16 protein-coding genes are annotated in these 18065 nt (G+C 70.6%); 3 read left to right on the plus strand and 13 right to left on the minus strand.

Features of this window, described 5'->3' with window-relative positions:
• Nucleotides 1–294: 294 nt before the first annotated feature.
• The 4 genes from BFF77_RS18185 to BFF77_RS18200 all read right to left on the minus strand — a co-directional run bounded on the left by BFF77_RS18185 (nucleotide 295) and on the right by BFF77_RS18200 (nucleotide 4812).
• Nucleotides 295–882, minus strand: a complete 588-nt coding sequence (locus BFF77_RS18185) for a small secreted protein (RefSeq protein WP_066950788.1) — start codon at nucleotides 880–882, stop codon at nucleotides 295–297.
• A gap of 281 nt (nucleotides 883–1163) precedes the next feature.
• Entirely contained in the window at nucleotides 1164–3575 is a 2412-nt protein-coding gene (locus BFF77_RS18190) for a sodium-translocating pyrophosphatase (protein WP_066950791.1), read from the minus strand.
• 315 nt (nucleotides 3576–3890) lie between these two features.
• Nucleotides 3891–4358 (minus strand): ATP-binding protein, encoded by a 468-nt coding sequence (locus BFF77_RS18195; protein ID WP_066950795.1) that lies wholly within the window; start codon nucleotides 4356–4358, stop codon nucleotides 3891–3893.
• 100 nt (nucleotides 4359–4458) lie between these two features.
• The gene (locus BFF77_RS18200; RefSeq protein WP_066950798.1) at nucleotides 4459–4812 is read right to left on the minus strand and encodes an STAS domain-containing protein; all 354 of its coding nucleotides are present in this window, start codon (nucleotides 4810–4812) and stop codon (nucleotides 4459–4461) included.
• A gap of 79 nt (nucleotides 4813–4891) precedes the next feature.
• On the opposite strand from BFF77_RS18200, the gene BFF77_RS18205 reads away from it, so the two are divergent.
• The gene (locus BFF77_RS18205; protein ID WP_245703573.1) at nucleotides 4892–7465 is read left to right on the plus strand and encodes a DEAD/DEAH box helicase; all 2574 of its coding nucleotides are present in this window, start codon (nucleotides 4892–4894) and stop codon (nucleotides 7463–7465) included.
• A 19-nt stretch (nucleotides 7466–7484) separates the two neighbouring features.
• Here BFF77_RS18205 and BFF77_RS18210 read toward each other — a convergent pair whose 3' ends face one another.
• From BFF77_RS18210 to ssd, 7 genes are all read right to left on the minus strand, one after another.
• Nucleotides 7485–7850, minus strand: coding sequence for an Rv3654c family TadE-like protein (locus BFF77_RS18210; RefSeq protein WP_066950800.1), 366 nt, complete (start codon nucleotides 7848–7850; stop codon nucleotides 7485–7487).
• Complete coding sequence (locus BFF77_RS18215; protein WP_066950803.1) at nucleotides 7847–8254, minus strand: TadE family type IV pilus minor pilin; 408 nt, start codon at nucleotides 8252–8254, stop codon at nucleotides 7847–7849. Before BFF77_RS18215 ends, BFF77_RS18210 begins: the two co-directional genes overlap by 4 nt.
• The gene (locus BFF77_RS36900) at nucleotides 8241–8495 is read right to left on the minus strand and encodes a DUF4244 domain-containing protein (protein ID WP_066950806.1); all 255 of its coding nucleotides are present in this window, start codon (nucleotides 8493–8495) and stop codon (nucleotides 8241–8243) included. Before BFF77_RS36900 ends, BFF77_RS18215 begins: the two co-directional genes overlap by 14 nt.
• 70 nt (nucleotides 8496–8565) lie before the next feature.
• On the minus strand, nucleotides 8566–9336 hold the full coding sequence (locus BFF77_RS18225; protein WP_066950809.1) for a type II secretion system F family protein: 771 nt from the start codon (nucleotides 9334–9336) through the stop codon (nucleotides 8566–8568).
• Nucleotides 9333–10214 carry a type II secretion system F family protein gene (locus BFF77_RS18230; RefSeq protein WP_245703574.1) on the minus strand — a complete coding sequence of 294 codons (882 nt, stop codon included), beginning with the start codon at nucleotides 10212–10214 and terminating at the stop codon, nucleotides 9333–9335. The genes BFF77_RS18225 and BFF77_RS18230 overlap by 4 nt, the downstream gene beginning before the upstream one ends.
• On the minus strand, nucleotides 10211–11374 hold the full coding sequence (locus BFF77_RS18235) for a TadA family conjugal transfer-associated ATPase (RefSeq protein ID WP_066950811.1): 1164 nt from the start codon (nucleotides 11372–11374) through the stop codon (nucleotides 10211–10213). The genes BFF77_RS18230 and BFF77_RS18235 overlap by 4 nt, the downstream gene beginning before the upstream one ends.
• Nucleotides 11371–12468, minus strand: a complete 1098-nt coding sequence (gene ssd / locus BFF77_RS18240) for a septum site-determining protein Ssd (RefSeq protein ID WP_066950814.1) — start codon at nucleotides 12466–12468, stop codon at nucleotides 11371–11373. The genes BFF77_RS18235 and ssd overlap by 4 nt, the downstream gene beginning before the upstream one ends.
• Nucleotides 12469–12981: 513 nt before the next feature.
• On the opposite strand from ssd, the gene BFF77_RS18245 reads away from it, so the two are divergent.
• Nucleotides 12982–13818, plus strand: coding sequence for an HAD family hydrolase (locus tag BFF77_RS18245; RefSeq protein WP_066950817.1), 837 nt, complete (start codon nucleotides 12982–12984; stop codon nucleotides 13816–13818).
• Between the two features lie 393 nt (nucleotides 13819–14211).
• Here the strand turns inward: BFF77_RS18245 and BFF77_RS18250 are convergent, their stop codons facing one another.
• Nucleotides 14212–15090: a Fic family protein gene (locus BFF77_RS18250; protein ID WP_066950819.1), complete on the minus strand. Its 879-nt coding sequence runs from the start codon at nucleotides 15088–15090 to the stop codon at nucleotides 14212–14214.
• Between the two features lie 100 nt (nucleotides 15091–15190).
• Here BFF77_RS18250 and BFF77_RS18255 point away from each other — a divergent pair, with 100 nt between their 5' ends.
• A complete protein-coding gene (locus BFF77_RS18255; RefSeq protein ID WP_066950827.1) occupies nucleotides 15191–16177 on the plus strand; it encodes an ATP-binding protein in 987 nt (328 codons plus the stop codon).
• A gap of 120 nt (nucleotides 16178–16297) precedes the next feature.
• On the opposite strand, the gene BFF77_RS18260 is transcribed toward BFF77_RS18255, so the two are convergent.
• Nucleotides 16298–17605: a polysaccharide deacetylase family protein gene (locus BFF77_RS18260; RefSeq protein ID WP_066950822.1), complete on the minus strand. Its 1308-nt coding sequence runs from the start codon at nucleotides 17603–17605 to the stop codon at nucleotides 16298–16300.
• Between the last annotated feature and the right edge of the window lie 460 nt (nucleotides 17606–18065).

An 18065-nucleotide genomic window follows, 5' to 3' on the forward strand; every position in this document is an offset into this window, starting at 1 on the left:
GCCGCCCGACTCCGACCGCGCGCCACCGAGCCTGTCCGTACCACGTCCCGGCCACTTCCCGGCGGGTTCACAACCGCTTCCGGTGGTCTCCGACCGTTTCCGACGGATCCCGATGCTTCCCGAGCGTTCCTGAGGGCTGTCCCCCGTAATCGCTGGTGGATCGGCGCGCGGCGTCGGATGCGGTGCATCGCAAGGCGGAGGGACGTCCCCATACTGGGCGTATGGGGGCGTCCGACAACGCGGCGAGGTGCCGTAGCTGTCGTCGCGCGCCCACCATGGATTACGGGACAGCCCTCAGCCGCCGTTCACCGACGAGCCGGTCGCCCCGGCGCTCGTCGGCGGCGTCTTCTGGCACCCGGTCTGCTTCGCCATCGCCTTGCCGACAGAGCCGGACTGAAGCTTCTGGAGCGCCTTGTCACCGCTCCTGCTGAGCTTGTCGAGTTCGTCCGCGACGCCCTTGAGGCCGTCGGCGAAGTCCGCCTGGTCCTTCGTGTCGAGTTCGTCGACCTTCTTCTGGAGGCCCGCGTACGCCGTGGAGGTGGCGTTGAGTTCCTTGACGGCCTCCTGCTGGGTCTTCTCGCCGTCGGTGACGGGCGGGGCGCCCGCGCTGTTCACGGCGGAGCCCAGCGCCTTGTAGGCGCCGGAGATGGACTGGAAGGCCGCGGAGTCGGTCCTCTGGACGTCGATGGGCTTGGTGCTGTCCGAGGTCGCCTGCTGGATGGAGGTGTTGGCGGCCCCGATCTTCTTCAGCTCGGGCTGGACCTGGTCGCAGACCTTCTTGGCCCAGTCGTTCACCTTGCTCTCGCTGTCGTCACTGCAACCGGACAGCGTCATGAGCAGTACCGCACCGCCGGACAGCGCGGCCACAAGCTTCTTGTTCACCGGATGGTCCCTTCCAAGGCTCTCGGCCCCGGAACATACACGCCAAGTGGGCGACAACCATGTCCAGGTCGCACAGTCTGTGTGCTATTGCAGCCATTTGCACCAAGAGAGAGACACCTCACGCGCACCGTGCGTTCCCAGGAACGCCGACGGGCGGACGGCGCGTCCCTCCACGCCGCCCGCCCGCCGCTCATCCGTCGACCGGCCTAGGCCACGCCCATGCCCGTACGGTCACGGGCCCCGGCGCGCCGGCGGGCCCCGGTGCGCCGTCCGGCCGGCCGTCATGACGCCACGGCCGGGTCCGGCGACTTCTCCGTTCCGCCGCCGGAACCGTCCCCGCCGCTTCCGTCCCCGCCGTCCACCGTCACCGAGCGCCGCTTGGAGACGTACACGGCCCCGACGATGACGGCCAGCGCGAGCACGGCCACCAGGGCGCGGATGCCCGCGCTGGCGTCGCTCCCGTAGCTGAACTGGACCACCGCGGGCGCGATGAGCAGCGCCACCAGGTTCATCACCTTCAGCAGCGGGTTGATGGCGGGGCCCGCCGTGTCCTTGAACGGGTCTCCGACCGTGTCCCCGATCACCGTGGCGGCGTGGGCGTCGCTGCCCTTGCCGCCGTGGTGCCCGTCCTCGACCAGCTTCTTGGCGTTGTCCCAGGCACCGCCGGAGTTGGCCAGGAAGACGGCCATCAGGGTGCCGGTGCCGATCGCGCCGGCCAGGAACGAGCCGAGCGCCCCGACCCCGAGCGAGAAGCCCACCGCGATCGGCGTGAGGACGGCGAGCAGACCCGGTGTGGCCAGCTCGCGCAGCGCGTCCTTGGTGCAGATGTCGACCACGCGCCCGTACTCCGGCTTCTCGGTGTAGTCCATGATCCCGGGATGCTCGCGGAACTGCCGTCGCACCTCGTAGACCACCGAACCGGCCGACCGCGACACCGCGTTGATCGCCAGCCCGGAGAAGAGGAAGACGACCGCGGCACCGAGGATCAGCCCCACCAGATTGTTGGGCTGGGAGATGTCCAGACTGAGCGTCAGCCCGTCGGCCACGGTTCCCACATCGGCGACGGCCGTGGCGATGGCGTCGCGGTACGAGCCGAAGAGCGCCGACGCGGCGAGTACGGCCGTGGCGATGGCGATGCCCTTCGTGATGGCTTTCGTGGTGTTGCCGACGGCGTCGAGGTCGGTGAGCACCTGCGCGCCCGCGCCCTGGACGTCGCCGGACATCTCGGCGATGCCCTGGGCGTTGTCGGAGACCGGACCGAAGGTGTCCATGGCGACGATGACGCCGACGGTGGTGAGCAGCCCGGTGCCGGCCAGCGCCACGGCGAAGAGGGCGAGCATGATCGACGTACCGCCGAGCAGGAAAGCCCCGTACACCGCGAGCCCGATCAGCAGCGCGGTGTAGACGGCGGACTCCAGACCGATGGCGATGCCCGCGAGCACCACGGTGGCGGGACCGGTCAGGGCGGACTTGCCGATGTCCCTGACCGGGCGCCTGGTGGTCTCGGTGAAATAGCCCGTGAGCTGCTGGATCAGGGCGGCGAGCACGATACCGATGGCGACCGCGACCAGGGCCAGCACGCGCGGGTCGCCGCCGTGCGTGAGGATCTCCTGATCGTCCACTCCGTCCAGCCCGGCGTAGGAGGACGGCAGATAGACGAAGGCCGCCACGGCCACCAGGGCGAGCGAGATCACCGCGGAGATGAAGAAGCCGCGGTTGATGGCGCTCATACCGCTGCGGTCGGCGCGGCGCGGAGCCACCGCGAAGATGCCGATCATCGCCGTGACCACCCCGATCGCGGGAACGATCAGCGGGAAGGCGAGCCCGAAGTCCCCGAAGGCCGCCTTGCCGAGAATGAGCGCGGCGACCAGCGTCACGGCGTACGACTCGAACAGGTCCGCGGCCATGCCCGCGCAGTCCCCTACGTTGTCCCCCACATTGTCCGCGATGGTCGCGGCATTGCGCGGATCGTCCTCAGGAATGCCCTGCTCCACCTTGCCGACCAGGTCGGCTCCGACGTCGGCGGCCTTGGTGAAGATCCCGCCACCGACACGCATGAACATGGCGATCAGCGCGGCGCCGAGTCCGAAGCCCTCCAGCACCTTGGGCGCGTCGGCGGCGTAGACGAGAACCACACAGGAGGCCCCGAGCAGGCCGAGGCCCACCGTGAACATGCCGACCACACCGCCCGTACGGAATGCGATCTTCATGGCTTTGTGGGAAACGGCCGTGAGATCCTTTTCCGGCTCGCCCGGCGCCGGTGTCGCCTCGCGCGCGGCCGCGGCGACCCGCACATTGCTGCGTACGGCAAGACGCATGCCGATGTAACCGGTGGCCGCCGAGAAAAGCGCACCCACCAGGAAGAACAGCGAACGTCCCGCGCGCTGCGACCAGTTGTCGGCCGGAAGCAGCATCAGCAGGAAGAACACCACGACGGCGAAGACGCCGAGGGTACGCAACTGCCTGGCCAGATAGGCATTCGCGCCTTCCTGTACGGCCGCCGCGATCTCTTTCATCGAATCCGTGCCCTCGCCCGCCGACAGGACCTGGCGTACCAGGAGCTGGGCGACGAACAGGGCCGCCAGCGCGACCACTGCGATGACGATCACGATGAGCCGATTGTCGTCCGTCAGTATCGCCGCTGCGAGAGAAGTGGGGTGTTCGGACAGTTGTGGATGGAAGTGCCCCGCCATTCGTCCTCCTTGACGCTCAGCGTTCAAGATGGACGGATTGTAGGGAGCAAGACCTGATCAAAACAGAGCACGCCACATGTAATCGACCTTGACTTATCCGAACACAAATGATCGCGCTGAAAATAGGTAATGGGATAAGCGCATTGATAAAATGATCGACGATCATCGGTGAAATAAGAAAGGCCCTGCTCAGCAGGGCCTTTCGAGGCGGAGCAATCGGGAGATTCGATCAGGGCATCCCGGCAGTCTGATCAACACATCGGCGCGATTCGATCAAGGCATCACGACCGCCTCGATCAGGGCATCCTGGCTCGATCAGGGCATCGTGACGGCCGGCGTCGTCGGCCAGCTCATCCGGATGACCCCGCCGTCGTCTCCCGTGGTGACTTCGACATCGTCGACGAGCCCGCTGATGACCGCGAGCCCCATCTCGTCCTCACCCTCGGCGTCGCCCTCGTACAGATCGCCCGAGGAGGCGCCGTCGGACCCGCCGGAGGCCGCGTCACCACCGTTACCGGCGCCGCCGCCCGTGCCGGTGACGCCGTCGCCGACCTCGATGGAGAAGTTCTTCTCCTCCTCGGTCAGCACGACCTTCACCGGGGCGGTGATGCCATGGCTGCGGTGCAGCCCGACCGCCCGGCTGCATGCCTCACCGACCGCGAGTCTGACCTCGTCCAACACCGCCTCGTCGACCCCGGCCCGGCGCGCCACGGCGGCCGCCACCAGACGGGCCGTCCTGACGTGCTCGGGCTGAGCGCTGAAGCGCAGTTCAACGGTGGCCATGCGATCCCCCTCGAACGTACGAGCGTGCGAACTCACGAGCGAGGGCATCCGGGCGGAACGCCCGGTGCCTCTGCCCTCTTCCGGAAGTCTGTGGCCGACCTCAGTCGGTGGCCGCCACGGCCTCGTCGACCGTGGTGTGGATCGGGAACACCTTGGTGAGGCGGGTGATCCGGAAGATCTTGAGAATGCGCTCCTGGTTGCAGACCAGACGCAGCGAGCCCTCATGGGCGCGCACTCGCTTCAGGCCACCCACGAGCACGCCGAGACCGGTCGAGTCCAGGAAGTCCACGCCCTCCATGTCGACAACCAGGTGGTAGCTGCCGTCGTTCACCAACTCGACCAACTGCTCGCGCAGCTTGGGCGCGGTATACACATCAATCTCGCCACCGACCTCGACGACCGTACGGTCGCCACCAGGGCCGGACACATTGCGAGTCGACAGGGACAGGTCCACGGATCCTCCAGCACCTTGCTATCGAGCGGTCGCCCCTCGGGTCTCCCCGACGGAGCCAGGGGACGTATCGCCAGCCGCGATGGCATTCAATCACTTACCAGCAGTCGCGCACGACGCCTTGAGCCCATTGTCCGTCACACCAGTGACACACTCGATGCCGATGGCCAGGAAACCCAGCCCCAGCGCGCCCCCCGAGACCGGGGGCATGCGCCCCTCTCCCGGTACGGTCCTCGACCGGCTCACCGCGGGAGCGGGCCGGGCTACGCGCATCACCCATACGGAGCACCTGCCCCCGCGGGCGGGCCGTCATGCCGTCTGGCCGGATCGCATCAGACCAGAAGTGATCAACGTCATTCAGCGGGCCGGGATCGACCATCCGTGGGCCCACCAGGCAGCCGCCGCCGAGCACGCCCTGGACGGCGAATCGGTCGTCATCGCCACCGGTACCGCCTCCGGCAAGTCCCTCGCCTATCTCGCTCCCGTGCTGTCCACGCTCCTCGACGGTTCGGAGGCCGCCAACGGCCGGGGCACGACCGCGCTCTATCTCGCCCCGACCAAGGCGCTCGCCGCCGACCAGCGGCGCGCCGTCAGAGCGCTCGCGGAACCGCTCGGCAACCGCGTACGCCCTGCCGTCTACGACGGCGACACCCCCGTCGAAGAGCGCGAATGGGTCCGGCAGTACGCCAACTACGTGCTGACCAACCCGGACATGCTGCACCGGGGCATACTCCCGTCCCACCCTCGCTGGTCCTCCTTCCTGCGCTCCCTGCGCTATGTCGTCATCGACGAGTGCCACACCTACCGCGGCGTCTTCGGCTCGCACGTGGCCCAGGTACTGCGCCGGCTCCGCCGCGTATGCGCCCGCTACGGAGCGAATCCGGTCTTTCTCCTCGCCTCGGCCACCGCCGCCGAACCCGCCGTGGCCGCCGGCCGGCTCACCGGGCTCACCGTCCGGGAGGTCGCCGACGACGCCTCACCGCGCGGCGAACTCGTCTTCGCCCTCTGGGAGCCCCCGCTCACCGAACTCCACGGCGAGAAGGGCGCTCCCGTCCGCCGTACGGCCACGGCGGAGACCGCCGACCTCCTCACCGACCTGACCGTCCAGGGCGTCCGTACGGTCGCCTTCGTTCGCTCCCGTCGCGGCGCCGAACTCGTCGCCGTGATCGCCCAGGAACGTCTGGCCGAGGTGGACCGCTCCCTGGCCCGCCGCGTCGCCGCCTACCGGGGCGGTTACCTCCCCGAGGAGCGCCGCGCCCTGGAGAACGCGCTGCACTCCGGCGAACTTCTCGGCCTCGCCGCCACCACCGCGCTGGAACTGGGCATCGACGTCTCCGGCCTGGACGCCGTCCTCATCGCCGGCTACCCGGGCACCCGCGCCTCGCTCTGGCAGCAGGCGGGCCGCGCGGGCCGCTCCGGACAAGGAGCCCTGGCCGTTCTCGTGGCCCGCGACGACCCGCTGGACACCTACCTCGTCCACCATCCCGAGGCGCTCTTCCAGCAGCCCGTCGAGTCCACCGTCCTCGATCCGGACAACCCGTACGTCCTTGCCCCTCATCTCTGCGCCGCCGCCGCCGAACTCCCGCTCACCGAGGACGATCTGACGCTCTTCGGCCCGGCCGTCCCCGAACTGCTGCCGCAGCTCGAAACCGCCGGTCTCCTGCGCCGCCGTGCCTCCGGCTGGTACTGGACCCGCCGGGAGCGGGCCGCCGACCTCACCGACATCCGGGGCGAGGGCGGCCGTCCCGTCCAGATCGTCGAGGCCGCGACCGGCAGACTGCTGGGCACGGTCGACGAGGCCGCCTCCCACACCTCGGTCCACGACGGCGCCGTCCATCTCCACCAGGGCCGGACCTATCTGGTGAAGCGGCTCGATCTGGCCGACTCCGTCGCCCTGGTCGAGGAGGCCGCCCCGCCGTACTCCACCACCGCCCGCGACACCACCGCCATCTCCGTCCTCGAAACCGACACCGAGATCCCCTGGGGCGACGGACGCCTCTGCTACGGCTCCGTCGAGGTCACCAACCAGGTCGTCTCCTTTCTGCGCCGCAGGCTCGTCACCGGCGAGGTGCTCGGCGAGAGCAAGCTCGATCTGCCGCCACGGACCCTCCGCACCCGGGCCGTGTGGTGGACGGTCACCGAGGACCAGCTCGACCGGGCGCGGGTCGATCCGGAGCAGCTCGGCGGCGCGCTCCACGCGGCCGAGCACGCCTCGATCGGGATGCTCCCGCTCTTCGCCACCTGCGACCGCTGGGACATCGGCGGAGTGTCCGTACCGCTCCACCCGGACACCCTGCTGCCGACGGTCTTCGTGTACGACGGCCATCCCGGCGGCGCGGGCTTCGCGGAACGGGCCTTCCGCACGGCCCGGGAGTGGCTCTCGGCCACCCGCGAGGCCATCGCCTCCTGCGAGTGCGACGCCGGCTGTCCGTCCTGCATCCAGTCCCCCAAGTGCGGCAACGGCAACGATCCCCTGCACAAGCGAGGCGCCGTACGACTCCTGACCGAGCTGCTCAGCTCCGCCCCGCGGCTCCCGGCGCCCCCAGCCGTTCCGGCGAGCCCAGCGACTCCGGCCCCAGGGGCTCCAGCCGCTCAGGTGGCTCCGGCGGCCTCAGGAGCCGCAGCGGCCGGGCCGGTCGCGCCCTCCGTGGAATAGCCGTCGAGCAGCTCCCGTCTCAGGGCCCGGCCTTCCGGGCCGGGGGCGGGGGCGTCGCGAGCGGCGGGCCCGCGCGGGCCCTGACCGTCGGGGCGTACGGGCCGAAGGGCGCCCGGGCGGTCACATCCGCGATCCCGCCGCTCAGCCCGCACCTCACCACCTCCGCGCCTTGTGCCGACGCCACATCGGCCGCCCGGCCGCAGGCGTCCGCCTGTCCCAGCAGCGCGTGGTCCGCGGCGGCGAGGGCCGCGAGATCCGCCGCGGCAGCCGCCCGGTGACGGGCGACCACCGCCTGTCCCATGGCGAGCACCACCGCGAACACCACGCACATCGTGGTGGCCGCCAGGGCCGCCCACACCGTCGCCGCGCCCCGGTCCCTGGTCACGACACCACCACCGCCGGCACCGGGCCTCCCCTGCCGCCTCCAGAGGCGTCCAAGGCGTCCTCGGCCGACGCGACCGCCTCCGCCGTGAGCGTCACGCCCAGCCCGCCCGTCCCGGGCACCGGCGCCTCCACCCGCACCCGCCACAGATCACCCGTACGCTCCAGCGTCACCCTCGCGCTCCTCGGAGCCGCCGAGCGCGCGACGTCCAGCGCCGCGGGCCGTGGCTCCGACCTGGCCGCGGCCCGTGCCCCCACCCGCGCCGCGTCGACGCACTGGATCTGCGCGGAGGCCGCCGTCAGAGCCCAGAGCAGGGCCATCGTGAACACCACCAGCGCCGGTACGGCCACGGCCGCCTCCGCCGTCACGGACCCGCGCTCGCAACGCACGGCCTCAGATCTGCGCATGGAGCGCCTTCCCGATCACCGACTCCAGCGCGGCCGAGACGGACCCGCTCGTGACCACCTTGTAGAGCACGGCCGCCAGCGCGCAGGCCGCGATGGTCGCCACGGCGTACTCGGACGTCGCCATCCCCGTGTCGGCGCGAAGCCGCCCTCGCCATACCCGCCTGATCCCTCCCCACCGATTCACACAGCCCGTCCAGGCCGTCCGCACCCTCGGTGCCGTCCGTCGCGTGGTCCTCCACATGTCCGTCTCCCCGTAGAAGTCATTGAAAGAGTTGAAAGAAGATCCGCTCGTGATGCCCGGCCGAGAAGGCTCAGTCGCCGTTCAGCAGCCCACTCGCGAGACCGATGAGCACCGGCGCCACCCCCACCGTCAGAAAGGCGGGCAGGAAGCAGAGCCCCACCGGCGCGGTGATCAGCACCTGGGCCCGCTGGGCCCTGGCCAGGGCGGCGCGCGAACGCTCCGCCCTGAAGCCCTCGGCCAGCCTGGACACCGGCGCCGCGGCCGGCGCGCCCGTGACCGCTGCCCGCTCCAGACAGCGGGCCAGTGCCGTGGCACCCGGTATCGCCCCGAGCCGTCCCCACGCCTCGGCCGGTTCGCCACCGAGCCGCACTTCCGCGGCCGTGCGTGCCAGCCGGTCGCCCACGGGCCCGCCCAGCGACTCGCCGACCGCCTCCGCCGCCTCTCGCGGCCCGGCCCCGGCGGCGAGGCAGGCGGCCAGCAGATCGGCGGCGAGCGGAAGTTGCCCCGCCGTCTCACCGGCCAGGGCGCCGTCGTCCGGCTTCCTGGTACGCAGCCATCTCCGTACCCCGTACGCCCCCGCGAGTCCCGCCGGCAAGCCGCCGACCCCACCGACCAGCACCCAGCCGATGACGGCCGCGCAGAGCGGCGGACCCCAGCGCCGCGCCCAGGCCGCGATCTCCGGCCGTGCTCGCCGCTGTCCGGACCCGACAGCCAGCAGGGCCGCGAGCCGCCCGCGCACGTGCCGCTCGCGCCGTACGGCCGCCACCGCGAGCACGGCGCACCCGAGGGCGGCGACGGCCGGGAGCGCGGCCCACAGCCTGTGGACGCCGTCCTGGCTCATGGCGCCTCCCCCGCCCGTACGATCCGAACCGCCCACCACAGGCCCACGCCCTCCAGCGCTCCGCCCACCGCCAGCAGTCCCCAGCCGGCCGGGGTGTGGAGCAGCACCCGCAGCGGGTCCGCGCCCAGAGCCGAACCCAGCAGCAGACCCACCACCGGAAGAACCGCGAGCAGCGCGACCGTCGACCAGGCGCCGGTCAGCTGGGCCCGTAACGCCTCCCCCCGCTCCCGCTCGGCCCTCAGCGCGGCCTCCAGCCGGTCCAGCCCCGCGGCGAGCCCCGCACCGCCGTCCACGGCCACCCGCCAGCAGGCGGCGAGCCCCACCAGCCCGTCAGCGCCCGGCTCACGGGCCGCCAGGCGCAGGGCGCCCGGTACATCCCCGCCGAACCGCGCGGCGGCCAGTACGGCGGTCTCAGCGCCTCCCAGCCCGCCGGTGGACCCCGAGGCGGCCACCAGGGCCTGTGCGGGGTGAAGACCGGCCCTCAGTTCGCCCGCCGCCGCGCCGCACAGCGCGACAACTCCGTCGGCCCTCCGCTCCCGCGCTCTCCTCCGCTCCCGCGACCGCAGGCTCCGCCTCGTCAGCGGTACCGCCAGTGCGCCCCCGATCAGCGGCAGCACCGACTCCCCCAGCACGGCGAGCACCAGGGCCGGTGGCAGACAGAGCCACTCCCGCCCGAGCCCTCGCACCCGTCCACAGGCCTTCGCCGCCCAGGACGACCACCAGGGGACCCACCGCGCGGTGCCGGCCGGCCCAACGCCGTCCCCGAACAGCAGCACGGCCCGGCGCAGCCCGCGCGCGTGCCCGACCGTCAGCCAGGCCGCGGCCCCCGCGCAGAGGGCCGCCGCCCCCACCCGGACCGCCGTCCACAGAGCTGTCACAGCGCGCCTCCGATCCGCGCCAGCAGGCGTGGCCAGCCTCGCTCGTACGCGAAGGCGTCGGCGCGCCAGCGCAGCGCGGGCACCGGCACCACCAGCCCGGCGGCGTCCCGCTCCAGCACGTGCACCTCGGCGATCCTCCGGCGCCCGTCGCGATCCCTCACCAGATGGATCACGGCCGAGAGCGCGGCGGCCAACTGGCTGTGCAGCGCGGCCCGGTCCAGGCCCGCCGCCGTCCCCAGGGCCTCCAGCCGCGCGGGAACGTCCGCCGCCGTATTGGCATGGACAGTGCCGCAGCCACCTTCGTGCCCCGTGTTCAGAGCGGCCAGCAGTTCGGTGACCTCATGGCCTCTGACCTCGCCGACGACCAGCCGGTCCGGCCTCATCCTCAGCGCCTGCCGGACCAGGTCCCGCAGTTCCACCAGTCCCGCGCCCTCCTGGTTCGCCGGCCGGCCCTCCAGCCGCACCACATGCGGATGGTCGGGCCGCAACTCCGCGGAGTCCTCGGCCAGTACGATCCGCTCCCGCGGCCCGACCAGGCCGAGCAGGGTGGCCAGGAGGGTCGTCTTCCCTGTGCCGGTGCCTCCGCTGATCAGGAACGACAGCCGCGCCTCGATCAGCGCCCGCAGCAGGCGCTCACCGCCGGGCGGCACCGTCCCCGCCGCGGTCAGCTCCGCCAGCGAGAACGCCGTGGGCCGCACCACCCGCAGCGATAGATACGTCGAACCGACCGCCACCGGCGGCAGTACCGCGTGCATACGCGTCCCGTCGGGCAGCCGGGCGTCCACCCAGGGCCGCGCGTCGTCCAGCCGCCGCCCGGCCACCGCGGCGAGCCGCTGCGCCAGCCTCCGTACGGAAGCCGCGTCGGCGAACGACACGGCGGTCAGCTCCAGCCCGCCGCCACGGTCCACCCACACCCGGTCGGGCGCGGAGACCAGCACATCGGTCACCGACGGATCGGCGAGGAGCGGCTCCAGCGGCCCCGTCCCCACCAGCTCGCACCGCAATTCCTCCGCGGCGCCCAGCACCTCCGTGTCCCCCAGCAGCCTCCCCTGGGCCCGTAACGCGGCGGCCACCCTCGCCGGCGTCGGATCCGCGCCGCTCTCCGCGAGCCGCTGCCGTACGGCGTCCAGCAGCCCGCCCGGGGCCGTCACCGCCGTCATGGCGTCACGCTCCCGTCCCCGGCCAGGGCCCGCTCCCAGAAGGCCGTACAGAACGCGGCCAGCGGTCCGCGCGCCCGCGAGCCCGGCGGCGCTCCGCCGTCCTGGTCCTGCGAGAGCCCCGCTTCCAGGGGCAGTTCGCCCACGAGCGGAAGCCTGAGCGCGTCGGCGATCCAGCGCTCGTCCAGCCCGGCCGCGTACGGACCGCGGACCACCGCCCTCAGATCCTGGAGCACCATGCTCACCGTCGAGGCCACCCGGCCGGCCGCCGCGATCGCCCGCAGCTCCGCGGGCACCACCAGCAGCCCCAGATCCAGCTGGGCCAGTGCCTCCGCCACGGCCTCGTCGACCCGCCGCGGCAGATCCACCACCACGACACCGCCGCCCCTGCGGGCGGCTGCGAGCACCGACCGCATGGCCTCCGGCTGGATCACCACCGAGTCCCCGCGATCCCAGCTCAGCACCCGCAGCTCATGGAGACGGGGCAGCGATTCCTCCAGCGCGCCACCCGCGACCCGTCCTTTGGATGCCGCGAAATCCGGCCAACGTCTGCCCGCCGTCTGCTCCCCGCCGAGCAGCACATCGAGCCCGCCACCGAGCGGATCGCCGTCGATGAGCATCGTGCGCCGACCGGTCCGCGCGGCGGTCACAGCCAGCGCGCAGGCCAGCGTCGAGGCCCCTGCGCCGCCCCGCCCGCCGATCACGCCGACCGTGAGCGCCTGCCGGCCCGCGCCCTCGGCGGCGTCCGCGATCCGGTCGACGAGCCAGCTCTCCGCGTCGGGCAGCCTCAGCACGCAGTCGGCGCCGATCTCCACCGCCCGCCGCCATACATCGGGATCGTCCTGATCCCGTCCGACCAGCATCACGCCCCGCCTGCGGGTGGCACCGCGGCAGCGGGCCGCCGCGTCGTCCCCGACGAGCACCATCGGCGCGTCGTCCCAGCACCGCGCGCGCTCGGGCACCGAGTGGTGCACCTGGGGCTCGGCGCCGGCCGCGGCACACAACCGCAGCAGATCGTCGAGCAGCTCCACATCCTCGGTGACGATCAGCGGTCCCGTCCCGCGTCCTTCGGTCACATCCGACCGCTCGGATGTCATGGATCCAGCCACGATCTCCGCCCCTATCCATCTACGTGCCGACCCGGAACTGCGAACGCTCTCCCGCGATCTCGCACCCATCCGGTATCGGCGATTCCGGCTTCCGTGAACTTCACGACGGGAATCACCGTGCAACGGAACGGGAAATCGTGTGGATCTTGCTCGAAAACTGTGGACAACTCACCAGTTGTGAATATCTCGCTCGCTCATACCGGTGACTTCCGGAGAGCAGCACATCAACTACGCACAGTGACGCGTATACATGGAAGAGAGGCCCGCTACACAGCGTCGTCGAGGAGAGGAGGACGGCGTGCCGGAGAGTCCAAAACGCGTCCGGACATGCGACGACCCCCGCCGGGGGGGAGAGCGGGGGTCGTCCCCACGGCCGACTCGGGGGGGGAGGAGCCGGACCGGGTTAGCACGGTCGCGAACGATCCGTGACTTCCATGGTGTACCCGAGAGCCTTCTCAGGCAAACCCACGCGCCCGAGCTTACGCCGAATGGTGGGCGCATATGCTCGGCCTCGTGGAAAACCACTCCTTGCCGCGCACAGCAGCCTTCTTTGACCTGGACAAGACGGTCATTGCGAAGTCATCGACGCTGACCTTCAGCAAGTCCTTCTACCAAGGCGGCCTGATCAACCGCCGCGCCGTACTGCGCACCGCATACGCGCAGTTCGTCTTCCTCGCGGGAGGCGCCGATCACGACCAGATGGAACGGATGCGGGAGTACCTCTCCGCTCTCTGCAAAGGCTGGAACGTCCAGCAGGTCAAAGAGATCGTCGCCGAGACACTCCACGACCTGATCGACCCGATCATCTACGACGAGGCCGCCTCCCTCATCGAGGACCATCACACCGCGGGCCGCGATGTGGTGATCGTCTCCACCTCCGGCGCGGAGGTCGTCGAGCCCATCGGCGAGCTGCTCGGAGCCGACCGGGTGGTGGCCACCCGGATGGTCGTCGGCGACGACGGCTGTTTCACGGGCGAAGTGGAGTACTACGCGTACGGGCCCACCAAGGCCGAGGCGATCAAGGCACTCGCCGAGTCCGAGGGATACGACCTGTCCCGCTGTTACGCGTACAGCGACTCCATCACCGACGTCCCCATGCTCCAGTCGGTCGGCCATCCGTACGCCGTCAACCCGGACCGCGCGCTGCGGCGCGAGGCACTGGCCCGGGATTGGCCGATTCTCGTCTTCAGCCGGCCCGTCCGGCTCAAGCAGCGACTGCCCGCCTTCTCCATGCCGCCCCGCCCGGCCCTGGTCGCGGCGGCGGCCGTGGGAGCGGCGGCAGCGACGGCCGGGCTGGTCTGGTACGCCAGCCGCCGCCGCCAGTCCACGCTCACATGACCGGGCGCCCACGGCGCCCGGGCGGAAATCAACCCCGATCGACCACCCACCGAAAAGCACAGAAGGCGTGACCGTTTCGCCCTTGTTTGAACCTAAAAGTAAAGAAGCGCGGCCAGGGGTTTCGCATCCTTGTGGGCAGGAGTACAAAGGATTCAACGGCCCGCGAGACCAAGGACATCCGAGAGGATCACCAGTTAACGCATAAGGCCCCACGGACCGAAGCATGGAAACCGAGCACCCACGCGACGTCGACCCGTCGATTACGGGCCAGCCGCACCAGGTGACGGGCAAAGCACCCGACCTGATGGGCAACACAAAGAGGACGCTTGGTAACCCGGTGGACATGCCAGCGGCGGCGCCAGGACGGTGCCGCCGCAACCTTGCCGGGACCGGTCAGGCCGCGCCTCGCTGGAGCGCCTCGCAGACGGCCGTCGATTCCCGGACACCCAGCTCGACCGCGCGTCCGCAGTGGTTGATCCATGCCGCCATACCGTCCGGGGTGCCCGAGAGATAGCCGTCGAAGGCAGCCGCGTACGCCGCGCGCCCCAGCTCCGCGTGGCCGACCTCCGCCGGACAGACCGACTTGGGATCCAGACCGCTGCCGATGAGCACCACCCGCTCGGCGGCCCGCGCCACCAGGCCGTTGTACGAGCCGAAGGGCCGTAGCGCGAGCAGCTCGCCGTGCACCACGGCGGCCGTCACCAGCGCCGGCGCGGTGCTGACCCCGACGATCAGCGCCGACAGTCCGTCCAGCCGTCCCGCCATCTCGTCCACACCGGGCAGCGGGGTCTCCGCCGGCGGGCCTGTCATGCCGCCACCGGGCATCTCCACCACCGGTTCACCGGCCAGCCGGGGCCGGCCCACCGTCCCGTCCGGGACGCCGGAGCCGCCCGCGGCGACCAGATGCAGCCGGGCCAGTACACGCAGCGGTGACTGCACCCAGATGGAGAGGAGTTGGCCCGCCTCGGCGTTCAGCCGCAGGGCCGCACCGACCGTACGGGCCTCGGCCCCCGAGCTGAAGTCGGAGCGGCGGCGCACCTCTTCGAGCGCCCAGTCGGCGCCGGACAGCGCCGCGGAACCGCGTGCCGCACGCAGGGCCGCTTCCGAGGTGACCTCGTCACTGCGGCGGCGCATGACGCGGTGGCTGTAGACACGGTCCACCGCGCGGCGCACCGAATCCACCGCCTCAGGGACTCCCGGCAGGGCGGCCAGCGCGGCAAGGGGATCCTCCGGCCGCGGCGCGAAAAAGCCGTCAGAGGCTGTCGTACTCATAAGTAGGGAGGCTACGCCCATGGTGTGAGCCCCACCTTGGAGTGGTCTTCCCCGCACGAAACCATCACCTTCAGCAAGAGAACCACTACCCTACGTGAACATGAAGATCGCTTTCGTGGGCAAGGGCGGCAGCGGCAAGACCACGCTGTCCTCGCTCTTCATCCGCCATCTGACCGCCAACGAGGCACCCGTCATCGCGGTGGACGCCGACATCAACCAGCATCTGGGGGTCGCACTCGGCCTCGACGAGGCGGAGGCCGCAGCCCTGCCCGCCATGGGGGCACACCTTCCGCTGATCAAGGACTATCTGCGCGGCAGCAATCCACGCATCGCCTCCGCCGACGCGATGATCAAGACCACCCCGCCCGGCGAGGGATCACGGCTCCTCCGGGTCTGCGAGGACAATCCGGTCTACGAGGCCTGCGCCCGGCGTCTCGCGCTTGACGGCGGCGAGATCCGGCTGATGGCCACCGGCCCGTTCGCCGAGTCCGATCTCGGCGTGGCCTGCTACCACTCCAAGGTCGGCGCGGTGGAGCTGTGCCTCAACCATCTCATCGACGGACCCGAGGAATATGTGGTCGTCGACATGACGGCCGGCTCGGACTCCTTCGCCTCCGGGATGTTCACCCGGTTCGACCTGACGTTCCTGGTGGCCGAGCCGACACGCAAGGGTGTGTCCGTCTACCGCCAGTACAAGGAGTACGCACGGGACTTCGGCGTCTCGCTGGCGGTCGTCGGCAACAAGATCCAGAACGAGGACGATCTGGACTTCCTCCGTACGGAGGTGGGCGACGACCTGCTCATCACGGTGGGCCACTCGGACTGGGTCCGGGCGATGGAGAAGGGCCGACCGCACCCGTTCGATCTGCTGGAGGCGGACAACCGCTGTGCGCTCCAGACACTCCAGGACGCGGCGGAGGATTCGTACGAGCGCCGCGACTGGGAGCGGTACACACAGCAGATGGTCCACTTCCATCTTAAGAACGCGAAGAGCTGGGGCAACGCGAAGACGGGCGTCGACCTGGCCGCTCAGGTCGACCCCGCCTTCGTCCTCGGCGAGACCCCGGCCGTACGTCAGCCGTCATAGGGCGCGACACCCGTCGCCGGGGGCGCCACCACACCCGTCGTCCCGCCATGAGGACCTCCGGCCCCCGGCCCCGGCACCAGCGGCCGGCCGGGGCCGGGACCCGAAGGGTCGCCCACCCGGTCAGTGCTTGCCGGGATGGGCGGACGGCTGGGCGGACGGCTGGGACGAGGGCTGGGACGACGGGCTCGCGGAGCCCTTCGGGCCCGCCGCCAGCGTCGGCAGGAACTTCTCCCAGCCGCCCTTGGGCGCCTGGCCGACACGGAGTCCGCGCAGCTTCGCCAGGTGTGCCGGGTCCTGCACGTCCAGCCAGTCGGCGAGCTGGCGGAAGGACACACACCGTACGTCCTTCTGCACACAGACTTTCTTGATCGTCTCCTCGACGGCACGCATGTATGTGCCGCCGTTCCAGGACTCGAAGTGGTTGCCGATGATCAGCGGGGCGCGGTTGCCCTTGTAGGCGCGGTCGAAGGCCTGGAGCAGGCCGTCCCGCATCTGGTTGCCCCAGAAGGTGTGCTGCGACGGATCGCCGTGGACCGTTCCCGACTGGTTGTACATGAAGTTGTAGTCCATCGAGAGAGTCTCGAAGTCACGCCCCGGGACGGGGACGAGCTGGAGGGGGACGTCCCACATACCCTCGGTCTTCTTGGGCCAGACCTGGTTACTGATCCCGCTGGAGTCGTAGCGGAAGCCCATCGTCCGGGCCGCCTTCATCATGTTCTTCTGGCCTTCCAGGCAGGGCGTTCGGCCGCCGACCATCTCCTTGTCGTAGTCGAACGGCAAGGGCGCCTCGCTCTTCAGCCCCGCGTTGGTCTTCCAGTTCTTCACAAAGGACTTGGCCTGGTTGATCTCGCTCTTCCACTCGTCGACGGACCAGGTGCCGACGCCGCCGTCGTCGCCGCAGAAGTGGCCGTTGAAGTGGGTGCCGATCTCATTGCCGTCCTGCCAGGCGGCGCGCAGCTCCCGCAGGGTGGCCTTGATCCCCTTGACATCGTTGAAGCCGATGTCCGAGCTGCCCGGCGAGTGCTGGGGCGGCCGGTACTTCTCCGCCTTCTCCTCGGGCAGCAGATAAACGCCGCTCAGGAAGTACGTCATGGTCATTTTGTGCTTCTTGCTCAGCTCGCGGAAGTGGGAGAAGAGCTTCTGGCTGTCCTCTCCGGCGCCGTCCCACGAGAACACCACGAACTGCGGGGGCTTCTCCCCCGGCTTGAGCCGCTCGGGCTTGGCGAGATTCGGCTGGGCGCCGGTGAACGCGGTCGAACCGTCACCGATGAGCTTGACAACGGCCTTCGGGGCGGCGGCAGGACCCTTCTTGGCTCCGGGGGCACCCGTGCGGGCCTCGTCCCCGCCCGATCCGGAGCATCCGGCAGCGCCGACGACAAGCGCCGTGACGGCGGCGCCGAAGGCGGTTCTCCTTGTGGCGGCCAGCATCCGCCCACCCTCTTCCTTCAGGTTCCAGTACCGAAGTGCCGAGCGGCGACTGCCGGCACGGCGCCGAGCGCGGACACCGTCGCATCCAGGCTGAAGAAATGAAGAAACGACAAGCCGTAAAAGATCACTAATCACCGGGACAGGTGAATGATTGCTCCTTTTGCCCGGAAAGTCCTGCCACAATCTTTACTCTCCATTACGATTCATTTACCGAGAGTTGAGCTGAGCATTCCGCTGCCACACGCCGTGTCTCTCGGCCGCGCCCCACGGCCGCGTCCGCGCCGCCCCGGAGGAGACGGAAAAACATGTCCACCTGTGCCATCCCTCGTACCGATCAGCGCCCCCAGACGAGGCGCGCCCAGCCCACGGTCCGCTTCCCTCGCATCGCGCGCTTCCGGAGGCCGCACGACCCGCCTCCGGAAGCGCGCGATGCGAGGGAAGCGGACCGTGGGCTGGGCGC

It is taken from the genome of Streptomyces lushanensis, from assembly GCF_001700515.1.
In the GTDB taxonomy this organism is placed as follows: domain Bacteria; phylum Actinomycetota; class Actinomycetes; order Streptomycetales; family Streptomycetaceae; genus Streptomyces; species Streptomyces lushanensis.

What these genes read in the sequence shown, in the direction of transcription:
- BFF77_RS18245 (WP_066950817.1), top strand. Translation starts at nt 12,982, where the DNA reads ATGCTCGGCCTCGTGGAAAACCACTCCTTGCCGCGCACAGCAGCCTTC.
- BFF77_RS36900 (WP_066950806.1), bottom strand. Translation starts at nt 8,495, where the DNA reads ATGTGGAGGACCACGCGACGGACGGCACCGAGGGTGCGGACGGCCTGG.
- BFF77_RS18235 (WP_066950811.1), bottom strand. Translation starts at nt 11,374, where the DNA reads ATGACGGCGGTGACGGCCCCGGGCGGGCTGCTGGACGCCGTACGGCAG.
- BFF77_RS18250 (WP_066950819.1), bottom strand. Translation starts at nt 15,090, where the DNA reads ATGAGTACGACAGCCTCTGACGGCTTTTTCGCGCCGCGGCCGGAGGAT.
- BFF77_RS18255 (WP_066950827.1), top strand. Translation starts at nt 15,191, where the DNA reads ATGAAGATCGCTTTCGTGGGCAAGGGCGGCAGCGGCAAGACCACGCTG.
- BFF77_RS18215 (WP_066950803.1), bottom strand. Translation starts at nt 8,254, where the DNA reads ATGCGCAGATCTGAGGCCGTGCGTTGCGAGCGCGGGTCCGTGACGGCG.
- BFF77_RS18225 (WP_066950809.1), bottom strand. Translation starts at nt 9,336, where the DNA reads ATGAGCCAGGACGGCGTCCACAGGCTGTGGGCCGCGCTCCCGGCCGTC.
- BFF77_RS18190 (WP_066950791.1), bottom strand. Translation starts at nt 3,575, where the DNA reads ATGGCGGGGCACTTCCATCCACAACTGTCCGAACACCCCACTTCTCTC.
- ssd (WP_066950814.1), bottom strand. Translation starts at nt 12,468, where the DNA reads ATGACATCCGAGCGGTCGGATGTGACCGAAGGACGCGGGACGGGACCG.
- BFF77_RS18260 (WP_066950822.1), bottom strand. Translation starts at nt 17,605, where the DNA reads ATGCTGGCCGCCACAAGGAGAACCGCCTTCGGCGCCGCCGTCACGGCG.
- BFF77_RS18195 (WP_066950795.1), bottom strand. Translation starts at nt 4,358, where the DNA reads ATGGCCACCGTTGAACTGCGCTTCAGCGCTCAGCCCGAGCACGTCAGG.
- BFF77_RS18205 (WP_245703573.1), top strand. Translation starts at nt 4,892, where the DNA reads ATGGCATTCAATCACTTACCAGCAGTCGCGCACGACGCCTTGAGCCCA.